The organism is Streptomyces prunicolor NBRC 13075 (assembly GCF_000367365.1).
In the GTDB taxonomy this organism is placed as follows: Bacteria; Actinomycetota; Actinomycetes; order Streptomycetales; family Streptomycetaceae; genus Streptomyces; species Streptomyces prunicolor.
This window is the reverse complement of record NZ_BARF01000042.1, coordinates 34676-59580: the sequence shown is the minus strand read 5'-3', so window position 1 is coordinate 59580 and position 24905 is coordinate 34676. Positions and strand designations below refer to the sequence as shown.

The window sequence follows — 24905 nt, the reverse complement described above, 5'->3', positions numbered from 1 at the left end:
GAAGTCCCAAGTCTCTTGGTACTAGAGGAAGTACAGGCGGTTGAGGGCGACGGACTCGGCCGGTTCGGAGCGGATCGGCTCGCCGTCGAGGGTGACCAGTCCGGTCCGCTGGTCCACATCGACCGCTCCCGTACGGGAGTTGAGCCGCAGGTCGGCGGGCCCGATGCCCCGCGTGCCGCGAACCGGCACGCGTATACGGCGAGTTGGCATCGCGTCGCCGCCCTGGTCCAGGGCGGCCTGGGCCACGAAGGCCACGGAGATATCGGCGGGTGTCGAGCCGTGCGCGCCGAACTGCGGTCCCAGGACGAGGGGTTCGCAGGTGTCGGTCGCCGCGTTGGGGTCGCCGACCACGCCATAGGCCGGGAAGCCGGACTTGAGGACGAGCTGCGGTTTCGCGCCGAAGTACTCGGGGCGCCACAGCACGATGTCCGCCAGCTTGCCGACCTCGATGGAGCCGACCTCGTGGGAAAGTCCGTGGGCGATCGCGGGGTTGATGGTCAGCTTGGCGATGTAGCGCAGGACGCGGTCGTTGTCGTGGCCGACGTCCGGGGCGCCCAGTTCGGCCTTCATCTTCCCGGCCATCGCGAACGTACGGCGCACGGTCTCACCGGCTCGACCCATGCCCTGCGCGTCGGACGAGGTGATGCCGATCGCGCCCAGGTCGTGCAGCACGTCCTCGGCGCCCATCGTCCCGGCGCGGATACGGTCGCGGGCCATCGCGGCGTCGCCGGGCAGGTCGGTCTTCAGGTCGTGGACGGAGACGATCATGCCGTAGTGCTCGGCGACCGCGTCCCGGCCGAAGGGGAGGGTGGGGTTGGTGGAGGAGCCGATGACGTTCGCGACTCCCGCCATCTTCAGGACGTTGGGCACGTGTCCGCCGCCGCAGCCCTCGATGTGGAAGGCGTGGATCGTCCGGCCCTCCAGGACCTGCAGGGTGTCCTCGACGGACAGGCACTCGTTCAACCCGTCGCTGTGCAGGGCGACTTGGACGTCGTACTCCTCGGCGACCCGCAACGCGGTGTCCAGCGCGCGGGTGTGGGCGCCCATGTCCTCGTGCACCTTGAAGCCGGAGGCGCCGCCCTCCGCCAACGCCTCGATCAACGGGGCGTCCGAGGACGACGAACCCCGGCCCAGGAAGCCGATGTTGACCGGCCAGGCGTCGAAGGCGTTGAACGCGTGGCGCAGCGCCCAGGGCGAGTTGACGCCGACGCCCCAGACCGGGCCGAACTCCTGCCCGATGATCGTCGTCACCCCGGAGGCGAGCGACGCCTCCATGATGCGCGGCGAGAGCAGGTGCACGTGGGTGTCGACCGCGCCCGCGGTGGCGATCAGCCCCTCGCCGGACACGATCGACGTGCCGGTGCCGACGACCACGTCCACCCCGTCCAGGGTGTCGGGGTTACCGGCCCGCCCGATGGAGCAGATCCGCCCTTCCCTGATCCCGATGGACACCTTGCGGATGCCCTGCACGGCGTCGATCACGACGACGTTGCTGATCACGACGTCACACGTCTCGCGCACGGCGGCGGCCTTGAGGTGCAGTCCGTCGCGGGCCGTCTTGCCGAACCCGGCGAGGAACTCGTCGCCGTAGCGCTGCGCGTCGGACTCGACGCGGATGGTCAGGCCGGAGTCGCCGAGGCGGACCCGGTCGCCGGCGCGGGGGCCGTGGGTGGCAGCGTACTCGTACGGGTTCACAGCTCAACTCCCAGGTAACCGCAGGCAGTTGCCCGGCGCAGCGCCTCCGCCTTCGCGCCCGGCGCGTCCAGCGGGCCGTCGACGAGGCCCGCGAAACCGATCGCGATCCGCTCGCCGCCGATCGGCAGCAGGCCGACCTCGGCACTCTCGCCCGGGCCGAAGCGGACGGACGATCCGGCGGGGACGGCGAGCCGCATGCCGTAGGCCTCGGCGCGGGGGAAGTCGAGGCGCGGGTTGGCCTCGAAGAAGTGGAAGTGGGAGGTCACGGAGACGGGGACGGTCGCGGTGTTGGTGACGGTGAGCCGTACGACCGCCTCGGGTTCGGCGTGCGCGGGGCCGGGGAGGAGCGCGCCCGGGGCATCGGCCGCCAGTCCCCCGCCGATGGGATCCGAGACCACCGCGAGGCGCGAACCGTCGTCGAAGACCGCCTCGACGTGCACCTCGGTGACGATGTCGGCGACACCCGGCAGCACGTCGTCGGGACCGAGGACGGACCGGGCACGCTCGATGGCCTCAGCCAGCCGCCTCCCGTCCCGGGCCGCCTCGCACACCGTGTCCGCGATGAGCGCGGTGGCCTCGGGCACGTTGAGCCGCAGGCCGCGCGCTTTGCGGGCGCGGGCCAGTTCGGCGGCCGAGAACAGCAGCAGCCGGTCGCGTTCCGTGGGGGTCAGTCGCATCCCGTGTCCCTCCTTTAGAGCATCACTCTAAACAGTAAAACCCGATCCTGAAAGGCTTGACGCGCCAGCTGCACCCGGTTCACATTGAACGTCACTCTAAGAATGAGGGGACTCACCATGCCGATCGAACAGCGCGGAGTCGACACCATCCCCGACGAGGAACGCACCAGCGGTCCGCGTGATCTGGTGTCGATCCTGCTCGGTTCCAACCTCTGCCTCGGCGTGATCATCTTCGGCTGGCTGCCGCCGTCGTTCGGGCTCGGTTGGTGGGCCTCCGTGTCGTCGATCGTCGCGGGCACGGTGGTCGGGACGGTGTTCACGGCGCCGCTGGCACTGGTGTCCCTGCGTACCGCGACCAACCTGTCGACGTCGTCCGGCGCCCAGTTCGGGGTGCGGGGCAGGCTGGTCGGCTCGGTCGTGGGGCTGCTGCTCGCCCTCGGCTACACCGCGCTGACGGTGTGGATCGGCGGCGATGTGATGGTGGGTGTGCTGGGGCGGCTGTTCGGGCTGCCGGCGAACGGGGCGTCGTACGCCGTCGTGTACGCGCTGCTCGCCGGGGCGACCGTCGCGGGCGCGGTCTACGGCTACCGGGTGCTGCTCGCGATGTCCCGGGTGCTGTCGGTCGGCATGACGGCACTGCTGATCCTGGGCGTGGTCGCGTACGCCCCGCACTTCACGACCGGCGCGCTGCCGGAGGCGGGCGGCTATCTGCTGGGCGGGTTCTGGCCGACGTGGTGTCTGGCGACGGTGGCGGCGGGACTGTCCGGGCCCATCGCGTTCATCACCCTCCTCGGCGACTACACGCGCTACATCTCACCGGCCCGCCACTCCTCGCGCCGGGTCCTGCACGCGACCTGGCTCGGCCTGATCGCCGGTCTCCTCGTCCCCCAACTCTTCGGCACGTTCACGGCGTTCGGGGCGCGGGCGGCTCTCGACTACGCGGGCCCGCTGGTGTCGGCGTCGCCCACCTGGTACCTGGTCCCGCTGCTGCTCGCCGCCTCGGCGGGGTCGGTGGGCAACGCCGGGCTGATGCTCTACTCCATGGGCCTCGACCTGGACGCGATCCTGCCGCGCGCGTCCCGGGCGCGGGCGACCTGCACGGTCGCGATCGTCGCCACGGTGTGCGTGTTCGTCGGGCACTACGCCTGGAACGCGCAGTCGGCGATGACGTCCTTCGTGCTGCTCCTGACGGCGATCGGCACGCCGTGGGCGGTCATCACGCTGATCGGCTTCGTGCGGTGCGGCGGGATGTACGACGCGGATGCCCTCCAGGTCTTCAACCGCCGTTCCCGGGGCGGGATTTACTGGTTCCGGGCGGGCTGGAACGTCCCGGCGGTGATCTCCTGGGCGGTGGGCGCGGCGGTCGGTCTGCTGGCGGTGTCGCTGCCGTCGTACGAGGGGCCGTTGCTGTCGCTCACCGGCGGGGTGGACTGCAGTTTCCTGCTGTCGGGGGTGGTGGGCGGGCTGACGTTCGTCCTGTTGACGGCGAAGGCCGCCGCGGACACCGGGTCCGCGACGGCCACCGAGGTGAGCAGTCGTGTCTAGCCGAGCTGGTGCATCCAGCCGTGCTTGTCGACGGCGTCGCCGCGCTGGATGTCGAGGAGGGCCGCGCGGAGGTTCAGGGTGACCTCGCCGGGCTCGCCGTCGGACTGGTGCCACTCGGCGCCGGTGCGCTTGACCGTGCCGACCGGGGTGATGACCGCGGCCGTACCGCAGGCGAAGACCTCCGTCAGCGTGCCGTTCTCCGAGTCGCGCTGCCACTGGTCGATGGAGATCCGGCCCTCCTCCGGCTCGTAGCCGAGGTCACGGGCGAGGGTGAGGAGGGAGTCACGGGTGACGCCCTCCAGGATCGAGCCGGTGAGAGTGGGGGTGACGATCCGGTTGCCGTAGACGAAGTACAGGTTCATGCCGCCGAGTTCCTCGACCCACGTGCGCTCGACCGCGTCGAGGTAGCAGACCTGGGCGCAGCCCTGCTCGGCGGCCTCGGCCTGGGCGAGGAGGGAGGCGGCGTAGTTGCCGCCGGTCTTGGCGTCGCCCATGCCGCCGGGGACGGCGCGGACGTGGTCCTCGGAGACCCAGATGGAGACGGGCTTCACGCCACCGGGGAAGTAGGCGCCGGCCGGCGAGGCGATGACCAGGAAGAGGTACTCGTTGGCGGGCTTCACGCCCAGGCCGACCTCGGTCGCGATCATGAACGGGCGCAGATACAGGGACTCCTCGCCGCCGTGCGCCGGGACCCAGTCGCGGTCCTGCTGGACCAGCACGTCACAGGCCTCGATGAACGTCTCGACCGGCAGCTCGGGCATGCCGAGACGGCGGGCGGAGGTCTGGAAGCGGCGGGCGTTCTTCTCGGGGCGGAAGGTCGCGACGGAGCCGTCGGCCTGCCGGTAGGCCTTGAGGCCCTCGAAGATCTCCTGCGCGTAGTGCAGGGTCATGTTCGCGGGGTCGAGGGAGAGCGGGCCGTACGGCACGAGCTGGCCGTCGTGCCAGCCGCGGCCCTCGGTCCACTTGATCGTCACCATGTGGTCGGTGAAGTGGCGGCCGAACCCGGGGTTCGCCAGAATCGCGTCGCGCTCGGCGGCGGAAAGTGGCGAGGCCGAGGGCTTGAGCTCGATCGTGGGCGTCGTCATGAGTGGTTGTCCTTCACCGGTTGTGTGTGACGGGCCGCGCTCACGCCCCTCGACTGCCAGTGGCCAGTGTTAGGACGTCCGAGCATTGCCTCATTCCGCGGCTCCGCGTTCGATTATCGCGCGGGGAGGACCGTGGACGAAAACGGCGTGAATGCGACCCAGGGATGATGGTGGCACCCGGCGGGGACGTAAGAAAAGCCGCCGGGTGCGTATGCGACCCGGCGGCTTCGAAATACTGCGAGAGTTTTTCGAGTGGCGGCGGGGTCAGCCGGCTACTCGTACGGCGAGCGCGTCGCCGATCTCGGTGGTGGAGCGGGCAGGCTTGCCGGTGCGCTCCGCGAGGTCGGCGGAGACGGCTTCCTCGATGCGGACGGCCTCGGGCTCGTAGCCGAGGTGACGCAGCAGGAGGGCGACGGACAGGACCGTGGCGGTGGGGTCGGCCTTGCCCTGGCCCGCGATGTCCGGGGCCGAGCCGTGCACGGGCTCGAACATCGAGGGGAACTCGCCGGACGGGTTGATGTTCCCGCTCGCGGCGACGCCGATGCCGCCGGAGACGGCCGCGGCGAGGTCGGTGATGATGTCGCCGAAGAGGTTGTCGGTGACGATCACGTCGAAACGGGCCGGGTCGGTGACGAGGTAGATCGTCGCCGCGTCGACGTGGATGTAGTCGGTGGTGACCTCGGGGAACTCGGCCGCGACCTTGTTGAAGACGTTCGTCCACAGGTGGCCCGCGAAGGTCAGCACGTTGTTCTTGTGGACCAGCGTGAGCTTCTTGCGCGGGCGGGCCTGGGCGCGGGCGAAGGCGTCGCGGACGACGCGCTCGACACCGAAGGCCGTGTTGACGGAGACCTCGGTGGCGACCTCGTGCTCGGTGCCCTTGCGGATGGTGCCGCCGTTGCCGGTATACGGACCCTCGGTGCCCTCACGGACCACGACGAAGTCGATCTCCGGCTCACCGGCGAGGGGGGTCGCCACTCCCGGGAGCAGCTTGCTCGGCCGCAGGTTCACGTGGTGGTCGAAGGCGAAGCGGAGCTTCAGCAGGAAGCCGCGCTCCAGCACCCCGGACGGGACCGAGGGGTCGCCGATCGCGCCCAGCAGGATCGCGTCGTGCGGCTTCAGCGCGGCCAGGTCGGCGTCGGTGAGGGTCTCACCGGTGGCGTGGTAGCGCCGGGCGCCGAAGTCGAACTCCTTGGTCTCCAGCTTCACATCCTGCGGAAGGACGGCGGAGAGGACTTTCAGACCTTCGGCCACGACTTCCTGACCGATGCCGTCACCGGGGATCACTGCGAGATCGATGCTGCGAGACATGCCCGACACCGTACTCCGCGTCCCATGGGATGACACCGGGCGTCCATGATGCGGACGGGGGCGGATGGTTCGCGGGCGCCGGTGTCGGCCGTTCGACCGGTGTTCACCCTTATGCCGGGAGGCCGTTGGACTTCTGGGGGAGTTTCATCGACATGACTGTGCTTATCGGGGGGACACCCCCCGAACCCCCCGTACCCGACTGCGGCATCCCGGAACACCTCGCGGCCCGGATGAGCATGGCCGAGCAGTACGAGTACCTGCGCACGAAGCGGACCAGACGCCGCACGCTGGTGACGGCGGGCGCGGTGGCCGCGGGCGGACTGCTCACGGGATGCGCCGGCAAGGGGACCACCGACGGCAAGGCGGCCGGCGGGAAAACGAGCAGCCCCGCCACGTCGAAGGTGCCCGGCGCCGTCGTCACCCCCTTCGGCCGCCATCTCGCCTTCGGCGGCGACCCGAAGACGGAGATGCGGATCTCCTGGCAGGTCCCGTTCGCGGTCAGGAAGCCGTACGTGCGCGTCGGGACGCGGCCGGACGACCTGAGCCGCCGGATCACCGCCGAGGTACGCGACCTGCACACCCCCGGGCTGACCGGCGTACGCCCCGCGGTGGAGCAGTACTACGTCCACGCGGCCCTGAACGGCCTCCGCCCCGGCACGACGTACTACTACGGCGTCGGCCACGAGGGCTACGACCCGGCGGCACCGGCACACCGCCCGACGATCGGCTCGTTCCGTACGGCACCGGCGAACCCCGAGAAGTTCGTGTTCACGGCCTTCGGCGACCAGGGTGTGAGCAACGCGGCCGCCGCCAACGACCATGTGATCCTGCGCGAGGATCCCGCCTTCCACCTCCACGCCGGTGACATCTGCTACGCCGACACCAACGGCCTGGGCAAGACGACGGACGGCTACGACCCGACGTACTGGGACCTGTTCCTCAAGCAGAACGAGCCGGTCTCCCGGTCCGTCCCGTGGATGGTGACGACCGGCAATCACGACATGGAGGCCTGGTACTCCCCCGACGGCTACGGCGGCCAGCTCGCCCGCTGGTCCCTCCCGGAGAACGGCTTCGACCCGTCGCACGCGCCGGGCGTGTACTCCTTCGTCTACGGCAACGTCGGCATCGTGGCGCTCGACGCGAACGACGTGTCGTACGAGATCACCGCCAACCTCGGTTACACGGACGGGAAGCAGACGAAGTGGCTGGACGGCACGCTGCGTGAGCTGCGGGCGACGAAGGGGATCGACTTCGTCGTCGTCTTCTTCCACCACTGCGCCTACTCGACCTCGCAGCACGCATCCGACGGCGGGGTACGGACCGAGTGGCTGCCGCTGTTCGCGAAGCACCAGGTGGACCTGGTGATCAACGGGCACAACCACGTCTACGAGCGGACCGACGCGATCAGGGACAACGCGGTCGGCAGGGCGGTACCGATCGGCGCGTCCACCGATCCGACGAAGGACGGGATCGTCTACGTCACGGCGGGCGGCGGCGGGCGCGATCTGTACGGCTTCCCGGCGGGCGTCAAGGAGAGCTACGAGGGGCACGTCACGCGGCACGGGACGGTCGACACCGTGCAGTGGGGCGAGGGCCAGCACACGAAGGCGGAGACGGTGGAGTGGTCGCGGGTGCGCTACCGGGGCTTCTCCCTCCTCTCGGTGGAGGCGGAGAGCGGCAGTACGCCCCGGCTCAGGGTCTCGGCCCTGGACGGGGACGGCAAGCGCATCGACCACTTCGAGGTGCGGCGCGGTCACTGAGACCGCGCCGCACCCCGTGCGGGCGCGGCTCCCGGCTTGTGGGCGTGCTTCAAGATGGGCGTGCTTTTTAAGGCGTTACCTCGGCTCAGTGGCCGGTCTCTCCACCGTTGTCCCGGCGGTCGAGGGCGCGCTGGAGGGCAGCGGCGGCGTCCTTGCGCTCGGACTCGCTCGTGCGGGGCACGTGGCGGACTCGGCGGCGGGCGGTCGTCTCGGCCATGGGGAACCGACTCCTTCGATAATTCCTGGAGTACTGAAGGGGGTTACGAGACTCCCCCACTGCCTAATGGGCGTGGGAGGTGCCCCCAGAAGAGACGGGGAGCGGCGGACCGCAGGGGTTGCCTGCGCGGTTGTCCGGCTCACGACCGCCATTCGCTTGGTCTAGCGAGACGTTCGGCTCCTACAAAGCTAGGACAGGACCGTGCATCTGTCTCCACAATTACTCGGACTTCCTACTATCTGAGACGGTGAAACGAGTCACACGGCGCTGACCTGCGATTTCCTTCCGGCCCTGAGTTCACGGACGAGTGCCCGGACGGCCGTCGTCGCCGCAAGTTCGGGAGTGGTCACATAGCCGACCTTCCGCGTCGGCCGCCCCGCCCCGAGATCGGTGACCTCGACCGAGGGCGGCGCCCCGGTGAGGGAGAGCCCGGGCATGATGGCCATGCCGAAACCGCTGCCCACCATGGAGAGCACCGCCCCGTCGTCCTCGGCACGCACCGTCGCCGCCGGGATCCAGTCCTGCGCGGCCCACCAGGCGCGGGTGTACGAGGAGCAGTTCTCGGCCCAGTCGACCAGCGGCAGCGAGCGCGGCGCCGGGTGACCGGCCGGGTGCACCAGCGCGTACGGCTCTTCCAGGAGTACGTCGCCCACCAGCCCCGGCGGGACCGGCGAACCGGTACCGATGGTCGCGATACCGAGGTCCGCGCGCCCCTCGGCCACCTCGCCGGCGGTGCCGGACCCGATCTCGCGGACCACCCGCACGGTCGGCTCGATCCCGGGGTGGGAGACGGCGAGGCGCTCCAGCACCGGCGGCAGCAGATGCAGGGCCGCGCTCCGGAAAGCGGCGATGCGCAGCGGCCCGGCGACCACGGCCGCCTGGACGGCCCGCGTCTCGGCGACCATCACCTCCAGCATCCGCAGCACACGGCGTGCGTGCGCGACGGCCCGCGCACCGGCGGGCGTGGGCCGGGCACCGTACCGCCCGCGCTCGAACAGCACGACGCCCAGCTTCCGTTCGATGCCGCGCACCGCGTGCGAGACGGCGGACTGGGTGCTCCCGAGCCGGGCACCGGCGGCCGAGAAACCGCCCTCGTCGACCACCGCGACCAGGGTCCTGAGCTCCTGCGGCGCAAGATCGACAGACTGCACTCGGGGTCTCCCACCTGCTGCTATGAGGACGATTCATGGACCGACCCGTTCCATGAGCGCAACCGTCTCCCCGACCCCCGCATTCCTGTCTACGGTCCCGTCCCATGACCAAGTCCGACATCGCGCTCACCGTGCACCAGACGTCCCGCCCGACCGGCTTCCCCACGCCCGCCCATTTCCGCTTCGTGGAGTCACCCGTTCCGGAGCCGGTTCCGGGCACCGCCCTGGTCGAGAACCTCTACTGGTCCGTCGACCCCTACCACCGCGAAATGATGGACGGCGACTTCGAGTTGAACGCGCCGCTGGAGGGCCGCGCCCTCGGCCGGATCGTCGCCTCCCGCGACCCGGCACTGCCCGAGGGCGAGATCGTCTTCCACCGCTCGGGCTGGCGCACGCACTCGGTCGTACGACCCGAGGAGGTCCGCCGACTCCCCCACCACGACGGGGTTCCCCTGTCCGCCTACCTGAGCGTGCTCGGCGGCACCGGTCTGACGGCGTACGTCGGCCTCACCCGGATCGCCCGACTCCGCGAGGGCGACGACGTGTTCGTGTCCGCGGCGGCGGGCGGAGTCGGCACGGCGACCGGACGCTTCGCGAAGCTGCTGGGGGCGGGCCGGCTGATCGGCAGCGCCGGCTCGGCGGAGAAGGTCAAGTACCTGACGGAGCACGTGGGTTACGACGCGGCCTTCGACTACCGCACCGCTCCCGTGGCCGAACTCCTCGCCGAGGCGGCCCCCGACGGCATCGACCTGTTCGTCGACAACGTCGGGGGCGACCAACTCGGCGCCGCGGTGGGCGCGTTGCGCGAACGCGGGCGAGTGGTGCGCATCGGCACGGTCGGCCAGTACAACACCCCGGACCCGCCGCCCGCGCTCTTCAACCACGCCGATGTCGTGGAGAAGAGCCTGCGCATCGAGGGCTTTCTGGTGCGCGACCACCGGGACGTGCAGGAGGAGTTGTACGAATTCGCCGTACCGCGGCTGCGCGCCGGGACGCTGGCCCTGGACGAGACGGTGGTGGACGGCTTCGAGCTGATCGTGGAGGCGTTCCTGTCGATGCTCCGGGGCGGGAACACGGGCAAGATCCTGGTACGGGCGGCAGCGTGACGGATCGTCAGAGCACGTCCCCGTCCCGCCAGTCGAAGAGAAGATCGGCGCCGAGGTCGAGCGACCCGGCGAGCGCGGGTCTGACGTATGTGCTGTCCTCCTCCTCGGGCAGATGGACGATCCCGTCCGGCCCGAGGGCGGAGATCTTCCCGCCCCACAGCCGCCAGCCGCGCACGGTGTAGAGCCGGGCCCCGTCGTCACTGGCCCCGAGCAACCCGACGTCGTAGGCGTGGTCGACGATCCGCTCCAACTCGGCCATGACGAACCCCCCGTACCCCTTGCGCCGGGCATCGGGCCGCACCCCGACCCCTTCCACGTACCCGACCCGCAACCACCGCCCCCGATACCGCACCCGGCGCATGACGACCGAGCCGTGCGCGAGGAGCCGCCCCGTGTCGTCGGCGAGCAGCGCGTGGACGCCGCCGAGGCCGTGCTCCCAGTCCTGGTCGGTGAGGTCGCCGCCGAAGGCCGCGTCAAGGAGTTCGCGGGCGGCGCGGAGGTCGGCCGGGGTGAGGTCGGCCGTGTGGACGGTGCGCATACGGATGGTCACGGGGTCAGTATCGGAGACGGGGGCTCAGCGCGCTGCCGTCATCACCGTCCTCACCGCATCGCGGAATCCGTGCGGGTCCTCGACCCAGGGGAGGTGCCCGGCGTTCGGCAGGGTCACTCGGCGCACGCGGGGCAGTGCCCGCTCCAGCGAGTCGACGGCCGACCGGGGCCGGATGTCCCGCTCCCCGTCGACGATGAGCACCGGCAGGTCGAGGGCCTGGCAGACGGCGTACAGGGTGGGGGTGCCGGTGGCCTGTCTCGCCTCGGCGTTCAGGGCTTTGTTGCAGGGGGAGTTGATCGGAAACCAGGGGTCGGCCATCCGCTCCGCGTGCTCGACGGCCCGCTCGCGGTCCGCGAAGTCGGCCGACCACTGGAGCACCGCCCGTTCACGGCTCTCGCCGGGCAACTCCCGCCAGCGGGCGAGCCGTTGAGGGTTCTCGCCGAGGCGTGCGAGGAGGTTCGCCTCGTAGGCGCCGTGCCAGTCGGCGTCCGGCCCGATGCCGGTGCCGCTGACGTAGACGAGAGCGGCGACCCGTTCCGGGTGGGCGAGGGCGTAGTTCAGGGCGAGCGACGCGCCCCAGGAGTGGCCGAGCAGCACGGTCCGCTCCAGCGCGAAGTGCCGTCGTACGGCGTCGAGATCGGCCACGAAGCGCTCGGTGGTCCACGGGCCCGCGCACGGCTCGGACCGGCCGCCACCGCGCTGGTCCCAACGGACCACCGTGGCACGGCCGTTGAGCATCGCGGCCACGTCCTCGAACATGTCCCACAGCCCGGGCCCGCCGTGGCACAGCACCAGGGGTGTGGTGCCGGGTGTGCCACGGCCGGACCGGGAGGCCCACAGCCGTACTCCGTCGTCCGCCGTAACCGCCGTGTCCTGCATACGGGTTGGGGTCATGGCGGGGAGTCTGCCCGCTGCGGGCGCCCGGTGCGGCTGTCAGCCCATGTGCGGGTACGTGTAGTCCGTCGGCGCCACCAGGGTCTCCTTGATGGCGCGGGTCAACGTCCAGCGCATCAGGTTCTGCGGGGCGCCGGCCTTGTCGTTGGTGCCGGAGGAGCGGCCGCCGCCGAAGGGCTGCTGGCCGACGACCGCGCCCGTCGACTTGTCGTTGATGTAGAAGTTGCCGGCCGCGTAGCGGAGCTTCTCCATCGTGTAAGCCGCCGCCGCACGGTCGTTGGCGATGACCGCGCCGGTGAGGGCGTAGTCGGACACCGACTCCATCTGGGTCAGCATCTCGTCGTAGTTCTCGTCCTCGTAGACGTGGACCGCGAGGAACGGGCCGAAATACTCCGTCGTGAAGACCTCGTTCGTCGGGTCGCTGCACTCCACCACCGTCGGGCGGACGAAGTAGCCGACCGAGTCGTCGTACGAACCGCCCGCGACGATCGTGCAGTTGGGGTCCGCCTTCGCGCGGTCGATCGCCGCCTTGTTCTTGGCGAAGGAGCGCTCGTCGATGACCGCGCCGATGAAGTTCGACAGATCGGTGACGTCACCCATCGTCAAGTGGTCGACCTCGGCGGCGAATTCCTCCTTGAAACCGGAGTTCCAGATCGACGCCGGGATGTACGCGCGGGAGCTGGCGGAGCACTTCTGGCCCTGGTACTCGAAGGAGCCCCGGGTCAGCGCCGTCTTCAGCACCGCGCGGTCCGCGCTCGGGTGGGCGACGACGAAGTCCTTGCCGCCGGTCTCGCCGACCAGGCGGGGGTAGGAGCGGTACTTCTCGATGTTCGCGCCGACCGTCTTCCACAGGTACTGGAAGGTCTTGGTGGAACCGGTGAAGTGGATGGCCGCCAGGTCGCGGTGCTCCAGGGCGACCTTGGAGACCTCGATGCCGTCACCGGTGACGAGGTTGATGACGCCCTTGGGGAGACCCGCCTCCTCCAGCAACTGCATGAGCAGGACGGCGGAGTGGGTCTGCGTCGGCGACGGCTTCCAGACGACGACATTGCCCATGAGCGCCGGGGCCGTCGGCAGGTTGCCCGCGATCGCCGTGAAGTTGAAGGGCGTGATCGCGTAGACGAAGCCTTCGAGCGGGCGGTGGTCGAGGCGGTTCCAGACGCCCGCGGAGTTCGCCGGAGGCTGCTCGGCGAGCAGGTCGCGGGCGTACTTGACGTTGAAGCGCCAGAAGTCGACCAGTTCGCAGGGGCAGTCGATCTCGGCCTGCTGGGCGGTCTTGGACTGGCCGAGCATCGTGGACGCGGCGAGGGTCTCGCGCCAGGGGCCGGAGAGGAGTTCGGCGGCGCGCAGGATGATCGCGGCGCGGTCGTCGAAGGACATCGCACGCCAGGCGGGCGCGGCGGCGAGGGCCGCGTCGATCGCGTCCTGGGCGTCGTCCTGGGTGGCGTTGGCGTACGTGCCGATGCGGGCCTTGTGGTTGTGCGGCTGTACGACGTCGACGCGCTCGCCGCCGCCCAGTCGCCGCTCGCCGCCGATGGTCATCGGCAGGTCGATCGGGTTCTCGGCCAGCTCCTTGAGCTTGACCTCAAGACGGGCCCGCTCGGGAGAGCCGGGCGCGTAGCCGTGCACCGGCTCGTTGACGGGGGTGGGGACCTGGGTCACAGCGTCCATGGGATCCGTAACTCCTTGTACGTGAGCGGGTGTTAGGTCAGCCCTTGGTAAGGGTGGATCGTGCGAAGAAGAGGAGGTTGGCCGGCTTCTCGGCGAGGCGCCGCATGAAGTATCCGTACCAGTCCGTGCCGTACGCGGTGTAGACGCGCATGCGGTGACCCTCGGCGGCGAGCCGCAAGTGCTCGTCGCTCCTGATCCCGTAGAGCATCTGGAACTCGTACTCGTCGGGCTTGCGGCCCGCGCGGCGGGCGAGTTCCTGGCCGATGGAGATCAGGCGCGGGTCGTGGGAGCCGATCATCGGGTACCCCGCGCCCTCCATCAGGATGCGCAGGATCCGGACGTACGCCTTGTCGATCTCGTGTTTCTGCTGGTAGGCGACCTCGGCGGGCTCCTTGTACGCGCCCTTCACGAGCCGGACGCGGCTGCCGGCCCCGGCGAGGCGGCGGGCGTCGGACTCGGTGCGGAAGAGGTAGGCCTGGATGACGCAGCCGGTCTGCGGGAAGTCCTTCCGCAGTTCCTCGTGGATCGCGAACATCGAGTCGAGGGTGGTGTGGTCCTCGGCGTCGAGCGTGACGGTCGTACCGATGGCGGCGGCGGCCTCGACGACGGGCCGGACGTTCGCGAGGGCGAGTTCGTGGCCGCCGTCCAGCGCCTGGCCGAACATGGACAGCTTGATGGACATCTCGGCCCGGGTTCCCAGCTCCAACTCCTTGAGCCGGTCGACGAGTTGGAGGTACGCGTCGCGGGCGGCGGCGGCCTGCTCGGGGGTGGTGATGTCCTCGCCGACGACGTCCATCGTCAGCTCGAGGCCCTTGGCGGTGAGGTCCTGGACGATCGGCACGATCTCGTCCACGGTCTCGCCGGGGATGAAGCGGTCGACGACCTGCTTGGTCACAGGCGCCGCCGAGATCAGCCGACGCATCTGATCGCTGCGCGAGGCGGCGAGAATCACGGGACCCAGCACGGGGGTACCTCCAAGCAGTCGGACATACGGGAACCACCGTGAAACCTAGGGTTGTCTCCGATCGTCGGCCATCGACAGCTGTCACGCATCCGTGCCGCAGATCTCAGACAGATGTATGAAGGCGGCGCGGGAATGCGGGAGAATGCCCGGGTGACATCCGATTCCAGAGGCGACTACCAGGAGCTCGTGGACGAGATCTCGGAGCTCCTCGGCGCCCCCGCGACCCTGGAGAACCGCGACTTCGAGCTGATCGCCTTCGGGGCCTACGACGGTGAGGGCGACCTGGACCCGTCCGCGCTGGACCCGGTCCGCACCCGCTCGATCCTGACCCGGCGCTCCACGGCGGCGATCCGCACCTGGTTCGAGGGCTTCGGCATCACCCGGGCGACCGGCCCGGTCCGCATCCCGCCGACCCCCGAGGCGGGGGTCTACCGCGGCCGTATCTGCCTCCCCGTACGCCATCGGGGTGTCGTCCTCGGCTACGTCTGGCTCCTGGACGACGACGATCCCGGCCCCGCCGTTCCCCAGCTGGACGCGGCGATGGAGGTGGCGGCCCGGATCGGCGCGCTCCTCGCGGACGAGGCCCAGGCGGGCGCCGACCTCACGCGTGAGCTGCGGGAGGTGCTCACCGCCGAGCGCGGCTGGCAGCGGGACATGGCGGTGGCCGCCCTCCGCACGGCCCTGGGCCCACGCGGCGACGGCCCGCACGCGGTGGTCTGCGTCGCCCCCTGGCCGTCCGCCGACCCGGACGACGCCCCCTCCGCGCGTACGGTGCCGCACGCGACCGCGTTGTGCACGGTGCCGTGGGGCGCGGCCGGGCAGCAGAGCCTGGCGGTACTGGTCCGGCTGCGGACGACGGACGTACGGACACCGGCGGCGAGTGCGGCGGCGCGGGTGCTGGGGAGTGCGCGGGGGGCGAGTGCGACGGCGCGGGTGCCCGGGAATGCCCCGGGGTCGGGGGCCAGTGCGGCGGCGCCGGTGCCGGCGGACGGGCGAGGGCCGGAGGCGAGCGCCGAATCCCGGAGGGTGACGGATGGCCGGGCTGCTGGGGCGAGTGCCGCTGCACAGTCGCCGGCCGGCGGCCGGGAAGCGGGAGCCGGCGGCACTTCACAGCCGTCGGCAGACGGCCGGGCCACGGGAGCGGGTGCCGCTTCACGGCCGTCGGCGGACGGCCGGAGTCCGGGCGCGAGCGGTACCCCGCGGCCGCCCGCCGCCGGACGCACTCCCCCGTCGAGCGCCACCCCCGTCGCCGGTATCGGCGCCCCCCGCACCGGCCTCAGCGATCTCGGTGTCGCCTGGCAGGAGGCCACGGCCGCGTGTCGGGCGGGGCTGGCGGAGCCGCGGTTCGGGACGGTGGTCGAGTGGGCGGCGATCGGGCCGTACCGGCTGCTGGCCGCGCTGCCGCCGGAGGCCGCGCACGATCCGGTCGTGGCGCCGCTGCTCTCCCCCGCGCACCATGAACTCGCCCATACCGCCGAGGTGTACCTCGACCGGGCGGGCCAAGCGGGGCGTACCGCGGCCGAGTTGGGGATCCACCGGCAGACGCTGTACTACCGGCTGTCCCGGGTGGAGCAGTTGACGGGGCTGGATCTGGACGACGGCGAGGACCGGCTGCTGCTGCACATGACGCTGAAGAGTCACCGCCTGTGACGATCGCGCCCTGCACGGGGCGGACGGGTCACGAAGGGATGAGTTCAACTACGCAGTGCCACCGGCCGTATGCGTATTTGAACTCATCACCCTGTCCGAAAAAGGCGATCTTGTGCAACGCTCTTCGCACGCCCAACAGGCAGCGTGAGCGGGGGAGTTAGTAGTCACGCGAGTACTGAAGCGTGCCGTGGTCCGTCTGGGGCCGGTCCCGGCATCTCCCTTGTGCACACGCATGCGCGCCACCACGTCCGACGGGGGTCGTGGGCGGCGCGTCGACGGGCTCAGGGGGAGATTTTGACGATCAGGGTAGTGGCGGCCGTCGACTTCGGAACACACGGGTCCGGTTTCGCCTGGTGTCCCGTCGACTCGGTCAACGACGAGGCCGACCGGAAGATCTACTACTTCGACCAGTGGCAGGACCAGCCGGTCGTGTACCCGAAGAACCTCACCGCGCTGCTCCTGGACGGCCAGGACAAGGTGATCGACTGGGGGTACTCCGCGCGGCGCGCGCTGTCGAACGCCGGGATGCGCTCCGGCGCCGGGGACCTCCGGCTGGTCCAGGGTTTCAAGATGTGGCTGCGCGCCGGTGACACACCGGCGAACGGACACCTCAACGGCACGCCCACGCAGGCCCTGCCGCTGATCGCGGCCTATCTGCGGCGGCTGCGGGAGGTGGCCGTCCAGCACATTACGGACGGCGGGTACCGGGAGGACGAGATCCGCTGGTGCCTCACCGTCCCCGCGATGTGGACGGAGTACCAGCGCAACGCCATGCGCAAGGCCGCCGAGCGCGCCGGGTTCCCGGCGACACCGGACCGGCTGCTGCTGATCACCGAGCCGGAGGCGGCGGCCATCCACGCCTTCGCGCGGACCCCGGCCGGCGCGGCCGAGCTGCCGATCATGGTGGTGGACTGCGGTGGCGGCACCGTGGACATCGCCGCCTACCGCCCCGAACCCGGCGGCAGGCTGGCCCAGTTGGGCCACACGGACGGCGGTGACCTCGGGTCGTCGTACATCAACCAGCGGTTTCTGACCGGGGTGGTGAAGCCGCGGTTCGGGGCCGAACTCCTCGCCCACATCGAGCAGCACGCGCCGGACGCCCTGCAGGAGATGCTGGACGCGTTCGAGGGCGCGAAGCGGCAGCACGACGTCGGCCGGGACACGCCCCTGTCGATCACCATCCCGGGGAAGATCTACCAACTGCTGCACAGCCGGGGCGGGTTGCAGCGGCTGGCGCGGTTGCAGGGCGGCCAGGACTTCCACGTGCTCGTGGACTCCGCCGACGCGGACAAGCTGTTCGACGGAGTGGTCCGGCCGCTCACCCACCTGGTCGCCGAGCGGATCGTCGACATGCGCAACCTGCTGGGCGACCGCAAGGCGGGCATCCGGATCGTCCTGGTCGGCGGTTTCGCCCAATCGCCGTATCTGCGCAGCCAGTTGACGGCCTTCCTGCAGAAGCGGTACGGCTCCGCGGTGGAGCTGCTGATCCCGCCGGACCCGGCGCGGGCGGTGCTGGCCGGGGCGGTCCACTACACGTACCAGCCCAGCGTCGTCTCCTCGCGCACGGTGGAACTCACCTACGGCATCAGCTGCAGCCTGCCCTTCGAGCCGGACGTGGACCCCGCGCGGCTGCGGTTCGTGGACGACCGCGGGATCTTCAGGTGCCGGGACCGCTTCCTGGTGTTCGTGCGTAACGGGGAGTCCGTGGACATCGACCAGACCGTCAGCAACGAGCTGGTGCCGATCCGCAATGACCAGTCCGACATGAGTTACGACCTGCTGGCGACCACCGAGAAGGACCCTCGCTACTGCACCGGCGCGGACGTGCGCGTCCTCGGCACGGTCACGGTCGACCTGGGCAGCGCCATGCGGCTGCCGATCGACGACCGGAAGGTGGAGATCTCCATGTGCTTCGGCGGTACGGAGATCCAGGTGACGTCCCGCAACGTCCACACCGGCCACACCCTGCGGACGGCCCTGTCCTTCAACCCCGACACCGGTTCGTGAGGCGGCGAGATGACGATGCATCAGGCACAGGCACAGCACGACGGGGAGCAGCCGCAGGATGTCGCGGGTGCGATGGCCCAGTACCTCGGGGACATGGGCACCCGATTCACCAACTACGCGAACCAGTTGCACCGGTTGTCGCAGCAACGGCAGGGTGACCTCGGCCAGTTGCGCAACGAGCTGCGCGAGCAGGACGCGCAGCTCAACAACCTGCTGCAACTCCACAACCAGCTCCGGGTGGAGCTGAGCGGCGCGGCCGAGGAACGGCACCACACCCTGGCGGCCGGCTTCAAGGATCTGGTGCAGCTCAAGGTGGTGCCCACCTGCATGACGGTCGAGGCGTACTGCCCGAGCACGCATGAGATCGACATGCAGAAGCGGCGCATGATCCTCGTCCGGCTGCTGTGCCGACTCCTGTTCGGCGCACTGCCGGCCATGAACAGCGAGGTGCGCGATCTGTTCAGGCCTTACGCCGCGAGCGCCGGTCCCGGCGCGGAGAAGCAGGCCGCCTCGCTCGCGGAACCCCTGTGCGCGGAGGTGAACGCCCTGCGCGCCGCGATCGCGGAGACGGGTACCGCCTTCCGCTGGGACTTCGAGGTACGGCCCGGCAGTGTCTACTCGCCGGACAAGTACCAGTTGTGGCAGACCGCCTCCGAGCAGGCCCCGATCCGGCACGTCGTCATCCCGGCCTATGTCGTGCCCGGCAGGCCGCCGTATGTACGGGCGACGGTCTTCACGGCCCTCGCCGCACAGTTCGGCACCCCAGTCCAACGCCCCTGAACCCCGGGAGACATCATGCCCGCGAAGGCCATCCTGCTGCCGTTCTACGTCGTCGTCGACAGCTCCCTGTCCATGTCCGGCGAGCCGATCGACTCCGTCAACGACATCATTCCGACCCTGTGCGACCTGCTGCGGGAGAACCCCACCCTGCGCGACAAGGTCCGCTTCAGCATGATCGAGTTCGCGTCCCGGGCAGATCTGCGGGTGCCGCTCAGCGATCTGCGCGATGTGCAGAAGCCGCCGCTGCTGACCGCCGACGGGGCGACCTCGTACGCCGCCGCCTTCCGCCTCGTACGCGAGCTGATCGAGACGGACACCGAGCAACTGCGGGCCGACGACTTCTCGTTCCACCGGCCGGCGATCTTCTTCATCACCGACGGGGAGCCGACCGACGCCGACGACGTGTGGCACCGGGAGTTCGACACGCTGGTGACCGGCACGAACTTTCCGAACGTCGTCCCGTTCGGGGTGGGCGAGACCAATCCGACGACGCTGAACGAACTGGTCCATCCCAAGGACCGGTTCCACGCCTACACGGTGGCGGAGGGGCACACCGCCTCCGACGCCATCAAGGAGACCACCCAGTTGCTGATCCAGAGCGTCCTGGCCTCGGCCAAGGGCACCGAAGAGGGCGCCGACGGCTTCGTCCTCGACCCCGACTTCCAGACCGAGGCGGTGATCCCCGTCCCCATGGACGAGGACATCCCCTGGAAGGACTGAGGAGGCACCGGATGACCGCGGAGAGCATCGACGACGTGGACGGCATCGCTGAGGTCGGCGACACCGGCGATATCGACGCCGAGGAGTTCGCCGAGTCGGCCCCCTGCACTTTCCGGATCGGTGACCCCGGTTCGCACGAGGAGGTGTTGCCCCGGCTCGCCCTCCCGGCCGAGCCGCACGCCGAGTACGGGAACTTCCCGGTGCCCGTCTGCCCCGGCTGGCGCAAGCCGGACACCGTGTTCGACGGGGCCCGGCACGGCTCGCTGACCGTACGGGCCGCCAGCACCCGGGGCGACGGCCACCGGCACGGCGGCACGCCACGGCAGGACGACTACTGCCTCTACGGCACCGACGACTGGCTCGTCGCGGCGGTCGCCGACGGGGTGTCCCAGGGCGCGTTGTCGCATCTCGCGGCGGAGGCGGCGGCCGAGACCGGCTGCCATGCCCTGGCGACCCAACTCCGGGCGGGCGTCGCGCCCGAGGAGCTGGACTGCGAGTCCGTGCTGCGCGACAGCGCCAAGGCGGTGGTCCGCGCGGTCCATCACTCGCTGGCCCGGGAGACCGGGGAGACCGGTGTGCTGCCGCTGGGCGCGGTGGCGCAGCTGGCCTCGGCGGCCGTGGTCTACGCGGTGGTACCGGCCGGCGCCGCACCCGAGGCCGGCCGGGAGGCCCTGCTGCTGTGGGTGGGCGATGTCACCGCGTGGACGCTGAGCGACGCGAAGGGCTGGCTGCCGCTGACCGAACTCAAGGCGGACGGCGGCAAGAAGGTCGTCACCGGCACCACGGCCGCGCTGCCGCTGCTGGGCCGGGAGTCCTGGCACCGGGCGATGTTCACACTGGCGGCGGACGAGGTGGTGGTGCTGATGACGGACGGGGTCGGCGACGCCCTGGGCGACGGCAGCGGCGAGGTGGGCACGGCCCTGCACTCCGTCTGGCGCCGGCCGCCGGAGCCGCACGCGTTCGCCGCGCAGGTGGACTATCAGCGCTCCACGTTCACCGACGACCGTACGGTCGTGGGGATCTGGGCCTCATGATGGTGTCCAGCCGCGACCATCTGGTCCTGTCCAGGGACAAGATCGGCGCCATGGAGCCGCTCGACCGGGGCGGCCAGGCCCTGGTGTACGCCGTCCCGGACCTCGAACTCCCGGACTGCCCCGGCCCGTTGGTCTACAAGGAGTACCACCAGTCCCTGCCGGACGGCTTCGCCGAACCCATGCTGGCCATCGTCGCCCTGCGGGAACGCCTCACGCCGAAACAACGGCAGATCCTCGACGAGCGGACCATGTGGCCCGTCCGCCTGATCCAGGACGGTTCCAGAGCCTGCGGCATCCTGATGCGCCGCATCCCCGACCGCTTCTTCCACTCCTTCCAGCGGTCCAACGGCGAGATCGTGCGCCGCCCGCGCGACGTCCAGCACCTGATGGCCCCGCCGGAGGACAACAAGGACGCCGGCATCGTCCCGGCCAGGCTCGGCCAGCGCGGCGCACTCTGCCGCGAACTGTCCGTCGTCCTGGGCCTGTTGCACGGCATCGGCGTCGTCTACGGCGACCTCAACCAGCGCAATGTCCTCTACTGGTCGGATCCTGGGGGCGGTTGCGGCCTGGTCGTCGTGGACTGCGACGCCGTCCGCGCGACCGGCAGTGTCTCCCCGCTCCCCCAACTCCACGGCGTCGACTGGGCACAGCCGGAGGGCGGTTCGGTCCAGAGCAAGGCCTCCGACCGCTACAAATACGGCCTCTACGTCCTGCGAACCTTGGTCGGCCGGGAGATGGGCAGCGTCAGCCGCGACCCCACGGACCTCCAGGGCACCCTGAACCAGACCGGCCTCCACCTCCTGCGCCGCGCCCTGTCGGACCAGCCGTCGGAGCGCCCGTCGATGCACGAGTGGTACCGGTACTGGAACTCGGTGATGCCCTAAGTGGCTGCCTCAGGGGGCTGCCATAGGGGACCCAAGTCGCAGGCATCGCCGGGCGGATGATGATCCACTGTCCGGCATGCCGCTGTTGATGCTGGACCTGGACAACACCCTGATCGACCGCGACGCCGCGTTCCGAAAGGCGGTGCGGGAGTTCCTGTCCGCGCACGACCTGCCGCCGACCGACGTCACCTGGTTGCTGTCGGCCGACGCCAGCGGCTACACCCCGAGGCAGGCCCTCGCGAGGACCATGACCGAGCGCTACGACGGGACCGTCCCCGCCGACGCGATCCACACCTTCCTCGACCGGGGCGCCGCCGACCACGTCACCCTGGCCGAGCCCACCCGCGACGCCCTCACAAAGGCCGTCGCGGCGGGCTGGACATGCGTGATCGTCACCAACGGCCGTGTCTCACAACAGGAGTTGAAGATCCGGAACACCGGGCTGGACAAGCTCGTCCACGGCTGGGTGATCTCCGAGTCGGCCGGCCACAAGAAGCCGGCCCCGGAGATCTTCCACGCGGCGGCGGCCAAGGCCGGGCAGCCCCTTCACTCGTCGTGGCTCATCGGCGACTCGGCACCCGCCGACATCGGGGGCGCGGTGGGCGTGGACGCGCGCAGTGTGTGGGTGTCGAACGGCCGCACGTGGACCGAGCCGGCCTTCCGCCCCACCCACATCGCCCTGGACACCGGGTCGGCGATCCATCACGTCATCGGAGCCCCGAAAACAGCCCGCCCATAAGGGACTTCAGCACGTCAGCACTGCCGCAGACCGGGCGCCGGGTCCTGCCCGGTCGAGACGTCGACCGCGGGGACGTTGCCCCAGGCGCCGTTGTCGAGCTGGGTCCAGTACCAGATGTCGTTGCCGCCAGGGTGCGGGTCGCCGTGGCCCCAGCACTGGAACCAGCTGAAGGTCCCGTTCAACTGCCCCCGGGTCGCGGAACGATAGGACCGGTCCGCGTACCCCTTGGCCCCGGCCTTGTTGCCGCAGTACAGCCGAGCATCGGAACGCACACCGCACTCGGCCCTCGCGGACTTCACCGTGGTGGTGCCCGAGGTCGCACTCGCCGGCGACTGCGCCGACGCCATCCCCAGCGCCAGCGCGCCCGCCATGGCCAGCATGGTGATCTTCTTCCGCACGTTCACTGCCTGCTCCTCGCTGCGTGCGGTGCCTGCTTGCACGGCGATCATGGAGGAGGCCCGGAACGACCCGCAGCGGCCATACGGGTGAACGGAGTTGATGCCGCCCGTGCGGGTGACGGGGTACGCCCCCGGCGGATGAGGGGGCGTGCGCGCCGTCGCAAGCGGGCGGGCCGTAGAGGCGTGTGGATCAGAGTTGGAGGTAGAAGAAGCTGTCGTCGGAGCACCAGCCCATGATCCAGGCGGCACTGACATCGCCCTCCGGGTGGATAGGCAGGGTGCAGAAGTGTGACACTTTCCGGCGAAGCGTCACACTTCCACGAAGAGGGTCCTCACCGGCGGGTGTCGGCAGCCTTCACGCTCGTCACGAAGGAAGCGAAAGCACCGGCCGGAAGGTCAAGAACCGGACCGCCAGGGTTCTTTGAGTCGCGGACGGGGACGACGCCGCGTGAGGCGACGAGGTTGGTGGCGACCTCGATGCAGGCGCCGCCGTTGTTGCTGTAGGAGGACGTGAACCACTGCGGGGCTTCGGTCGTCACGAGGTGCCCTTTCTCAACTGACTGATCATGGCCACGGATTCAGCCTGCGAGCAGGCCTGGGCCTGTAGCTGATGGTAGGCCGTAAGGATCGGCAGTACGAACGCGCTTTCCCGTTCCAGATGACCCCGGTGGGCGGACTCGGCGTACGACACGAGCGAGCGGTCCGGCAGGGTCAGCAGATACACCGGCAGGTCGAACGATCGCCGCTCCCCCATCGCGAAGGGGGCGACCTGCAGCACGGTGTTGGGCAGCTCCGCGAACTCAAGCAACCGTTCCAACTGACCGTTCATGACGGCGGGTTCACCGACGGGCCGACGCAGACAGCTCTCGTCCAGCACCACGAAGACCAACGGCGCGGGCGTCCTCACCAGCGTGGCCTGCCGTTCGGCGACGAGCGTGACGCGCTCCTCGGCCTGGTCGTCGTTGATGGCTCCACGCTTGACGGCGCCCTGCGCGAGGACGGCCGCGTAGTCCGGGGTCTGGAGCAGACCGGGGACGACACCGACCTCGTACAGCCGGATCTCCGCCGCCTGCGCCTCGTGGTCGATGAACTGCGGGAACCCTTCGAGGAGTCCGGCATGCCGCACCTTGCGCCAGGCGCGTTCGAACATGTCACCGGCGCCCAACGCCGCGTCGACACTCCGCGCGAGACGCAAGGTAGGAAGTTTGCGCCCGACTTCGACCGACGAGATGTGCGTACTGGAGTACCCCATCTCCTCGGCCAACTTCTCCTGCGTCCAGCCGCGTTCCTCCCGTGCCCTGCGCAAACGTGCGCCGAACGCCGCCTGGGGTGAGCTGTCGGGATCCAATTCCCTTCGATTCAAAGGACTTTCACCAACCTTTCGTCCTGGTCCGAGAAGTTGAATGCTTCCCGGCCGACCGTCACGCTGAACCCCCTGAGTAGTGGAAGCGCTACGGAGAGGAGCGGCCGTGCCCGACGAGAACGTACCCGTGAGATCCGAGCCCCCTCCGCCGATTTCACCGAATCCACCAACTCCGCCTCTCGGCACGCTCGTTGTGGACGCACAGGGCCGGATCGGGGAGTTCCGCGGCGAATGGTGCGGCGCGTGGTCCCTGCGCAGGGTCACCGGCGGGACGGAATGGACGGTGTCCCCCGAGGACGTACGACCCCCCACCCCCGAACAGCGCCTACGTGCCGAGACCGCCCGCGCGAACGCCCGAAGCCGGGGTGAGCTGCTGTGACCGTCCCGATCCGCCGCACCTTCCGCTTCGTCGACTGGACGCTACGACCCGACCACGACCCCGACGCCCCACCGCTGACGTACGCGTTCCGCTGCCTCGCGCTCAACGCCGACGACACGGAGTGCGCCGCGCGCTCGTCCCCGAGCAACGACCCGACAGAACCCCAGACTTGGGCCTTCACCCACCTCCGCGAACACCCCGGGCACACCAGCTACGCCGAGCTGATCGAACGCCCATGGGTGATGTGGGAGGGCACCCCGACATGACCGCCGCCCAACTCCAACTCCAACCCCGCCTGCGCGACCCTGACAGCACAGGCCAACCAGTC

At 70.2% G+C, this 24905-nt stretch carries 25 protein-coding genes; 12 read left to right on the top strand and 13 right to left on the bottom strand.

The genetic code is table 11. The features are described from left to right. Window positions 1–21 precede the first annotated feature (21 nt). The gene (locus SPR02S_RS19145) at window positions 22–1695 is read right to left on the bottom strand and encodes an urease subunit alpha (RefSeq protein WP_019058608.1); all 1674 of its coding nucleotides are present in this window, start codon (window positions 1693–1695) and stop codon (window positions 22–24) included. After that, window positions 1692–2372: an urease subunit gamma gene (ureA, locus tag SPR02S_RS19140; protein ID WP_019058607.1), complete on the bottom strand. Its 681-nt coding sequence runs from the start codon at window positions 2370–2372 to the stop codon at window positions 1692–1694. The genes SPR02S_RS19145 and ureA overlap by 4 nt, the downstream gene beginning before the upstream one ends. A 117-nt stretch (window positions 2373–2489) precedes the next feature. On the opposite strand from ureA, the gene SPR02S_RS19135 reads away from it, so the two are divergent. After that, a complete protein-coding gene (locus tag SPR02S_RS19135) occupies window positions 2490–3917 on the top strand; it encodes a cytosine permease (protein ID WP_019058606.1) in 1428 nt (475 codons plus the stop codon). Here SPR02S_RS19135 and SPR02S_RS19130 read toward each other — a convergent pair. Continuing rightward, window positions 3914–5002, bottom strand: coding sequence for a branched-chain amino acid aminotransferase (locus tag SPR02S_RS19130; RefSeq protein ID WP_019058605.1), 1089 nt, complete (start codon window positions 5000–5002; stop codon window positions 3914–3916). The genes SPR02S_RS19135 and SPR02S_RS19130 overlap by 4 nt on opposite strands. 264 nt (window positions 5003–5266) lie before the next feature. Next, on the bottom strand, window positions 5267–6310 hold the full coding sequence (locus SPR02S_RS19125) for a 3-isopropylmalate dehydrogenase (RefSeq protein WP_019058604.1): 1044 nt from the start codon (window positions 6308–6310) through the stop codon (window positions 5267–5269). A gap of 152 nt (window positions 6311–6462) precedes the next feature. Between SPR02S_RS19125 and SPR02S_RS19120 the strand changes: the two genes are divergently transcribed. After that, complete coding sequence (locus tag SPR02S_RS19120; protein ID WP_052347010.1) at window positions 6463–8070, top strand: purple acid phosphatase family protein; 1608 nt, start codon at window positions 6463–6465, stop codon at window positions 8068–8070. Between the two features lie 85 nt (window positions 8071–8155). Here SPR02S_RS19120 and SPR02S_RS65715 read toward each other — a convergent pair whose 3' ends face one another. Then, a complete protein-coding gene (locus SPR02S_RS65715) occupies window positions 8156–8287 on the bottom strand; it encodes a hypothetical protein (RefSeq protein WP_019058602.1) in 132 nt (43 codons plus the stop codon). A gap of 257 nt (window positions 8288–8544) precedes the next feature. Next, window positions 8545–9438, bottom strand: a complete 894-nt coding sequence (locus tag SPR02S_RS19110) for a LysR family transcriptional regulator (protein WP_019058601.1) — start codon at window positions 9436–9438, stop codon at window positions 8545–8547. A gap of 104 nt (window positions 9439–9542) precedes the next feature. Here SPR02S_RS19110 and SPR02S_RS19105 point away from each other — a divergent pair, with 104 nt between their 5' ends. Then, complete coding sequence (locus tag SPR02S_RS19105) at window positions 9543–10544, top strand: NADP-dependent oxidoreductase (RefSeq protein WP_019058600.1); 1002 nt, start codon at window positions 9543–9545, stop codon at window positions 10542–10544. Window positions 10545–10551: 7 nt separating this feature from the next. Here the strand turns inward: SPR02S_RS19105 and SPR02S_RS19100 are convergent, their stop codons facing one another. From SPR02S_RS19100 to SPR02S_RS19085, 4 genes are read right to left on the bottom strand one after another with little or no spacing between them, the layout of a single operon-like run. Next, window positions 10552–11094: a GNAT family N-acetyltransferase gene (locus tag SPR02S_RS19100; RefSeq protein WP_019058599.1), complete on the bottom strand. Its 543-nt coding sequence runs from the start codon at window positions 11092–11094 to the stop codon at window positions 10552–10554. A 24-nt stretch (window positions 11095–11118) separates the two neighbouring features. After that, the gene (locus tag SPR02S_RS19095; protein WP_019058598.1) at window positions 11119–11973 is read right to left on the bottom strand and encodes an alpha/beta fold hydrolase; all 855 of its coding nucleotides are present in this window, start codon (window positions 11971–11973) and stop codon (window positions 11119–11121) included. Window positions 11974–12027: 54 nt separating this feature from the next. Next, window positions 12028–13659 carry an L-glutamate gamma-semialdehyde dehydrogenase gene (gene pruA / locus SPR02S_RS19090; RefSeq protein WP_019058597.1) on the bottom strand — a complete coding sequence of 544 codons (1632 nt, stop codon included), beginning with the start codon at window positions 13657–13659 and terminating at the stop codon, window positions 12028–12030. Between the two features lie 37 nt (window positions 13660–13696). Then, window positions 13697–14623 (bottom strand): proline dehydrogenase family protein, encoded by a 927-nt coding sequence (locus SPR02S_RS19085; RefSeq protein WP_019058596.1) that lies wholly within the window; start codon window positions 14621–14623, stop codon window positions 13697–13699. A gap of 132 nt (window positions 14624–14755) precedes the next feature. Here SPR02S_RS19085 and SPR02S_RS19080 point away from each other — a divergent pair, with 132 nt between their 5' ends. The 7 genes from SPR02S_RS19080 (at window position 14756) to SPR02S_RS19050 (ending at window position 22437) form a co-directional block, all read left to right on the top strand. Further along, on the top strand, window positions 14756–16273 hold the full coding sequence (locus tag SPR02S_RS19080; RefSeq protein ID WP_019058595.1) for a helix-turn-helix domain-containing protein: 1518 nt from the start codon (window positions 14756–14758) through the stop codon (window positions 16271–16273). 294 nt (window positions 16274–16567) lie between these two features. Further along, complete coding sequence (locus SPR02S_RS19075) at window positions 16568–18280, top strand: Hsp70 family protein (RefSeq protein WP_158697841.1); 1713 nt, start codon at window positions 16568–16570, stop codon at window positions 18278–18280. A 9-nt stretch (window positions 18281–18289) separates the two neighbouring features. Further along, window positions 18290–19060 (top strand): hypothetical protein, encoded by a 771-nt coding sequence (locus tag SPR02S_RS19070; protein WP_019058593.1) that lies wholly within the window; start codon window positions 18290–18292, stop codon window positions 19058–19060. A gap of 15 nt (window positions 19061–19075) precedes the next feature. Beyond that, window positions 19076–19780, top strand: coding sequence for a vWA domain-containing protein (locus SPR02S_RS55945; RefSeq protein WP_019058592.1), 705 nt, complete (start codon window positions 19076–19078; stop codon window positions 19778–19780). Between the two features lie 11 nt (window positions 19781–19791). After that, entirely contained in the window at window positions 19792–20814 is a 1023-nt protein-coding gene (locus SPR02S_RS19060) for a protein phosphatase 2C domain-containing protein (RefSeq protein ID WP_019058591.1), read from the top strand. Continuing rightward, window positions 20811–21698, top strand: coding sequence for a hypothetical protein (locus tag SPR02S_RS19055; RefSeq protein ID WP_019058590.1), 888 nt, complete (start codon window positions 20811–20813; stop codon window positions 21696–21698). The genes SPR02S_RS19060 and SPR02S_RS19055 overlap by 4 nt, the downstream gene beginning before the upstream one ends. A 76-nt stretch (window positions 21699–21774) precedes the next feature. Next, window positions 21775–22437: an HAD family hydrolase gene (locus tag SPR02S_RS19050; RefSeq protein WP_019058589.1), complete on the top strand. Its 663-nt coding sequence runs from the start codon at window positions 21775–21777 to the stop codon at window positions 22435–22437. Window positions 22438–22451: 14 nt separating this feature from the next. Here SPR02S_RS19050 and SPR02S_RS19045 read toward each other — a convergent pair whose 3' ends face one another. The 3 genes from SPR02S_RS19045 to SPR02S_RS19030 all read right to left on the bottom strand — a co-directional run bounded on the left by SPR02S_RS19045 (window position 22452) and on the right by SPR02S_RS19030 (window position 24198). Then, window positions 22452–22841, bottom strand: a complete 390-nt coding sequence (locus tag SPR02S_RS19045) for a hypothetical protein (protein WP_019058588.1) — start codon at window positions 22839–22841, stop codon at window positions 22452–22454. A gap of 326 nt (window positions 22842–23167) precedes the next feature. Next, complete coding sequence (locus tag SPR02S_RS19035; RefSeq protein WP_019058586.1) at window positions 23168–23374, bottom strand: DUF397 domain-containing protein; 207 nt, start codon at window positions 23372–23374, stop codon at window positions 23168–23170. Further along, window positions 23371–24198, bottom strand: a complete 828-nt coding sequence (locus tag SPR02S_RS19030; protein WP_026150688.1) for a helix-turn-helix domain-containing protein — start codon at window positions 24196–24198, stop codon at window positions 23371–23373. Before SPR02S_RS19030 ends, SPR02S_RS19035 begins: the two co-directional genes overlap by 4 nt. Before the next feature lie 193 nt (window positions 24199–24391). Between SPR02S_RS19030 and SPR02S_RS19025 the strand changes: the two genes are divergently transcribed. Continuing rightward, the gene (locus tag SPR02S_RS19025) at window positions 24392–24577 is read left to right on the top strand and encodes a hypothetical protein (RefSeq protein WP_019058584.1); all 186 of its coding nucleotides are present in this window, start codon (window positions 24392–24394) and stop codon (window positions 24575–24577) included. Beyond that, window positions 24574–24843, top strand: coding sequence for a DUF7848 domain-containing protein (locus tag SPR02S_RS19020; protein ID WP_019058583.1), 270 nt, complete (start codon window positions 24574–24576; stop codon window positions 24841–24843). The genes SPR02S_RS19025 and SPR02S_RS19020 overlap by 4 nt, the downstream gene beginning before the upstream one ends. Window positions 24844–24905 lie beyond the last annotated feature (62 nt).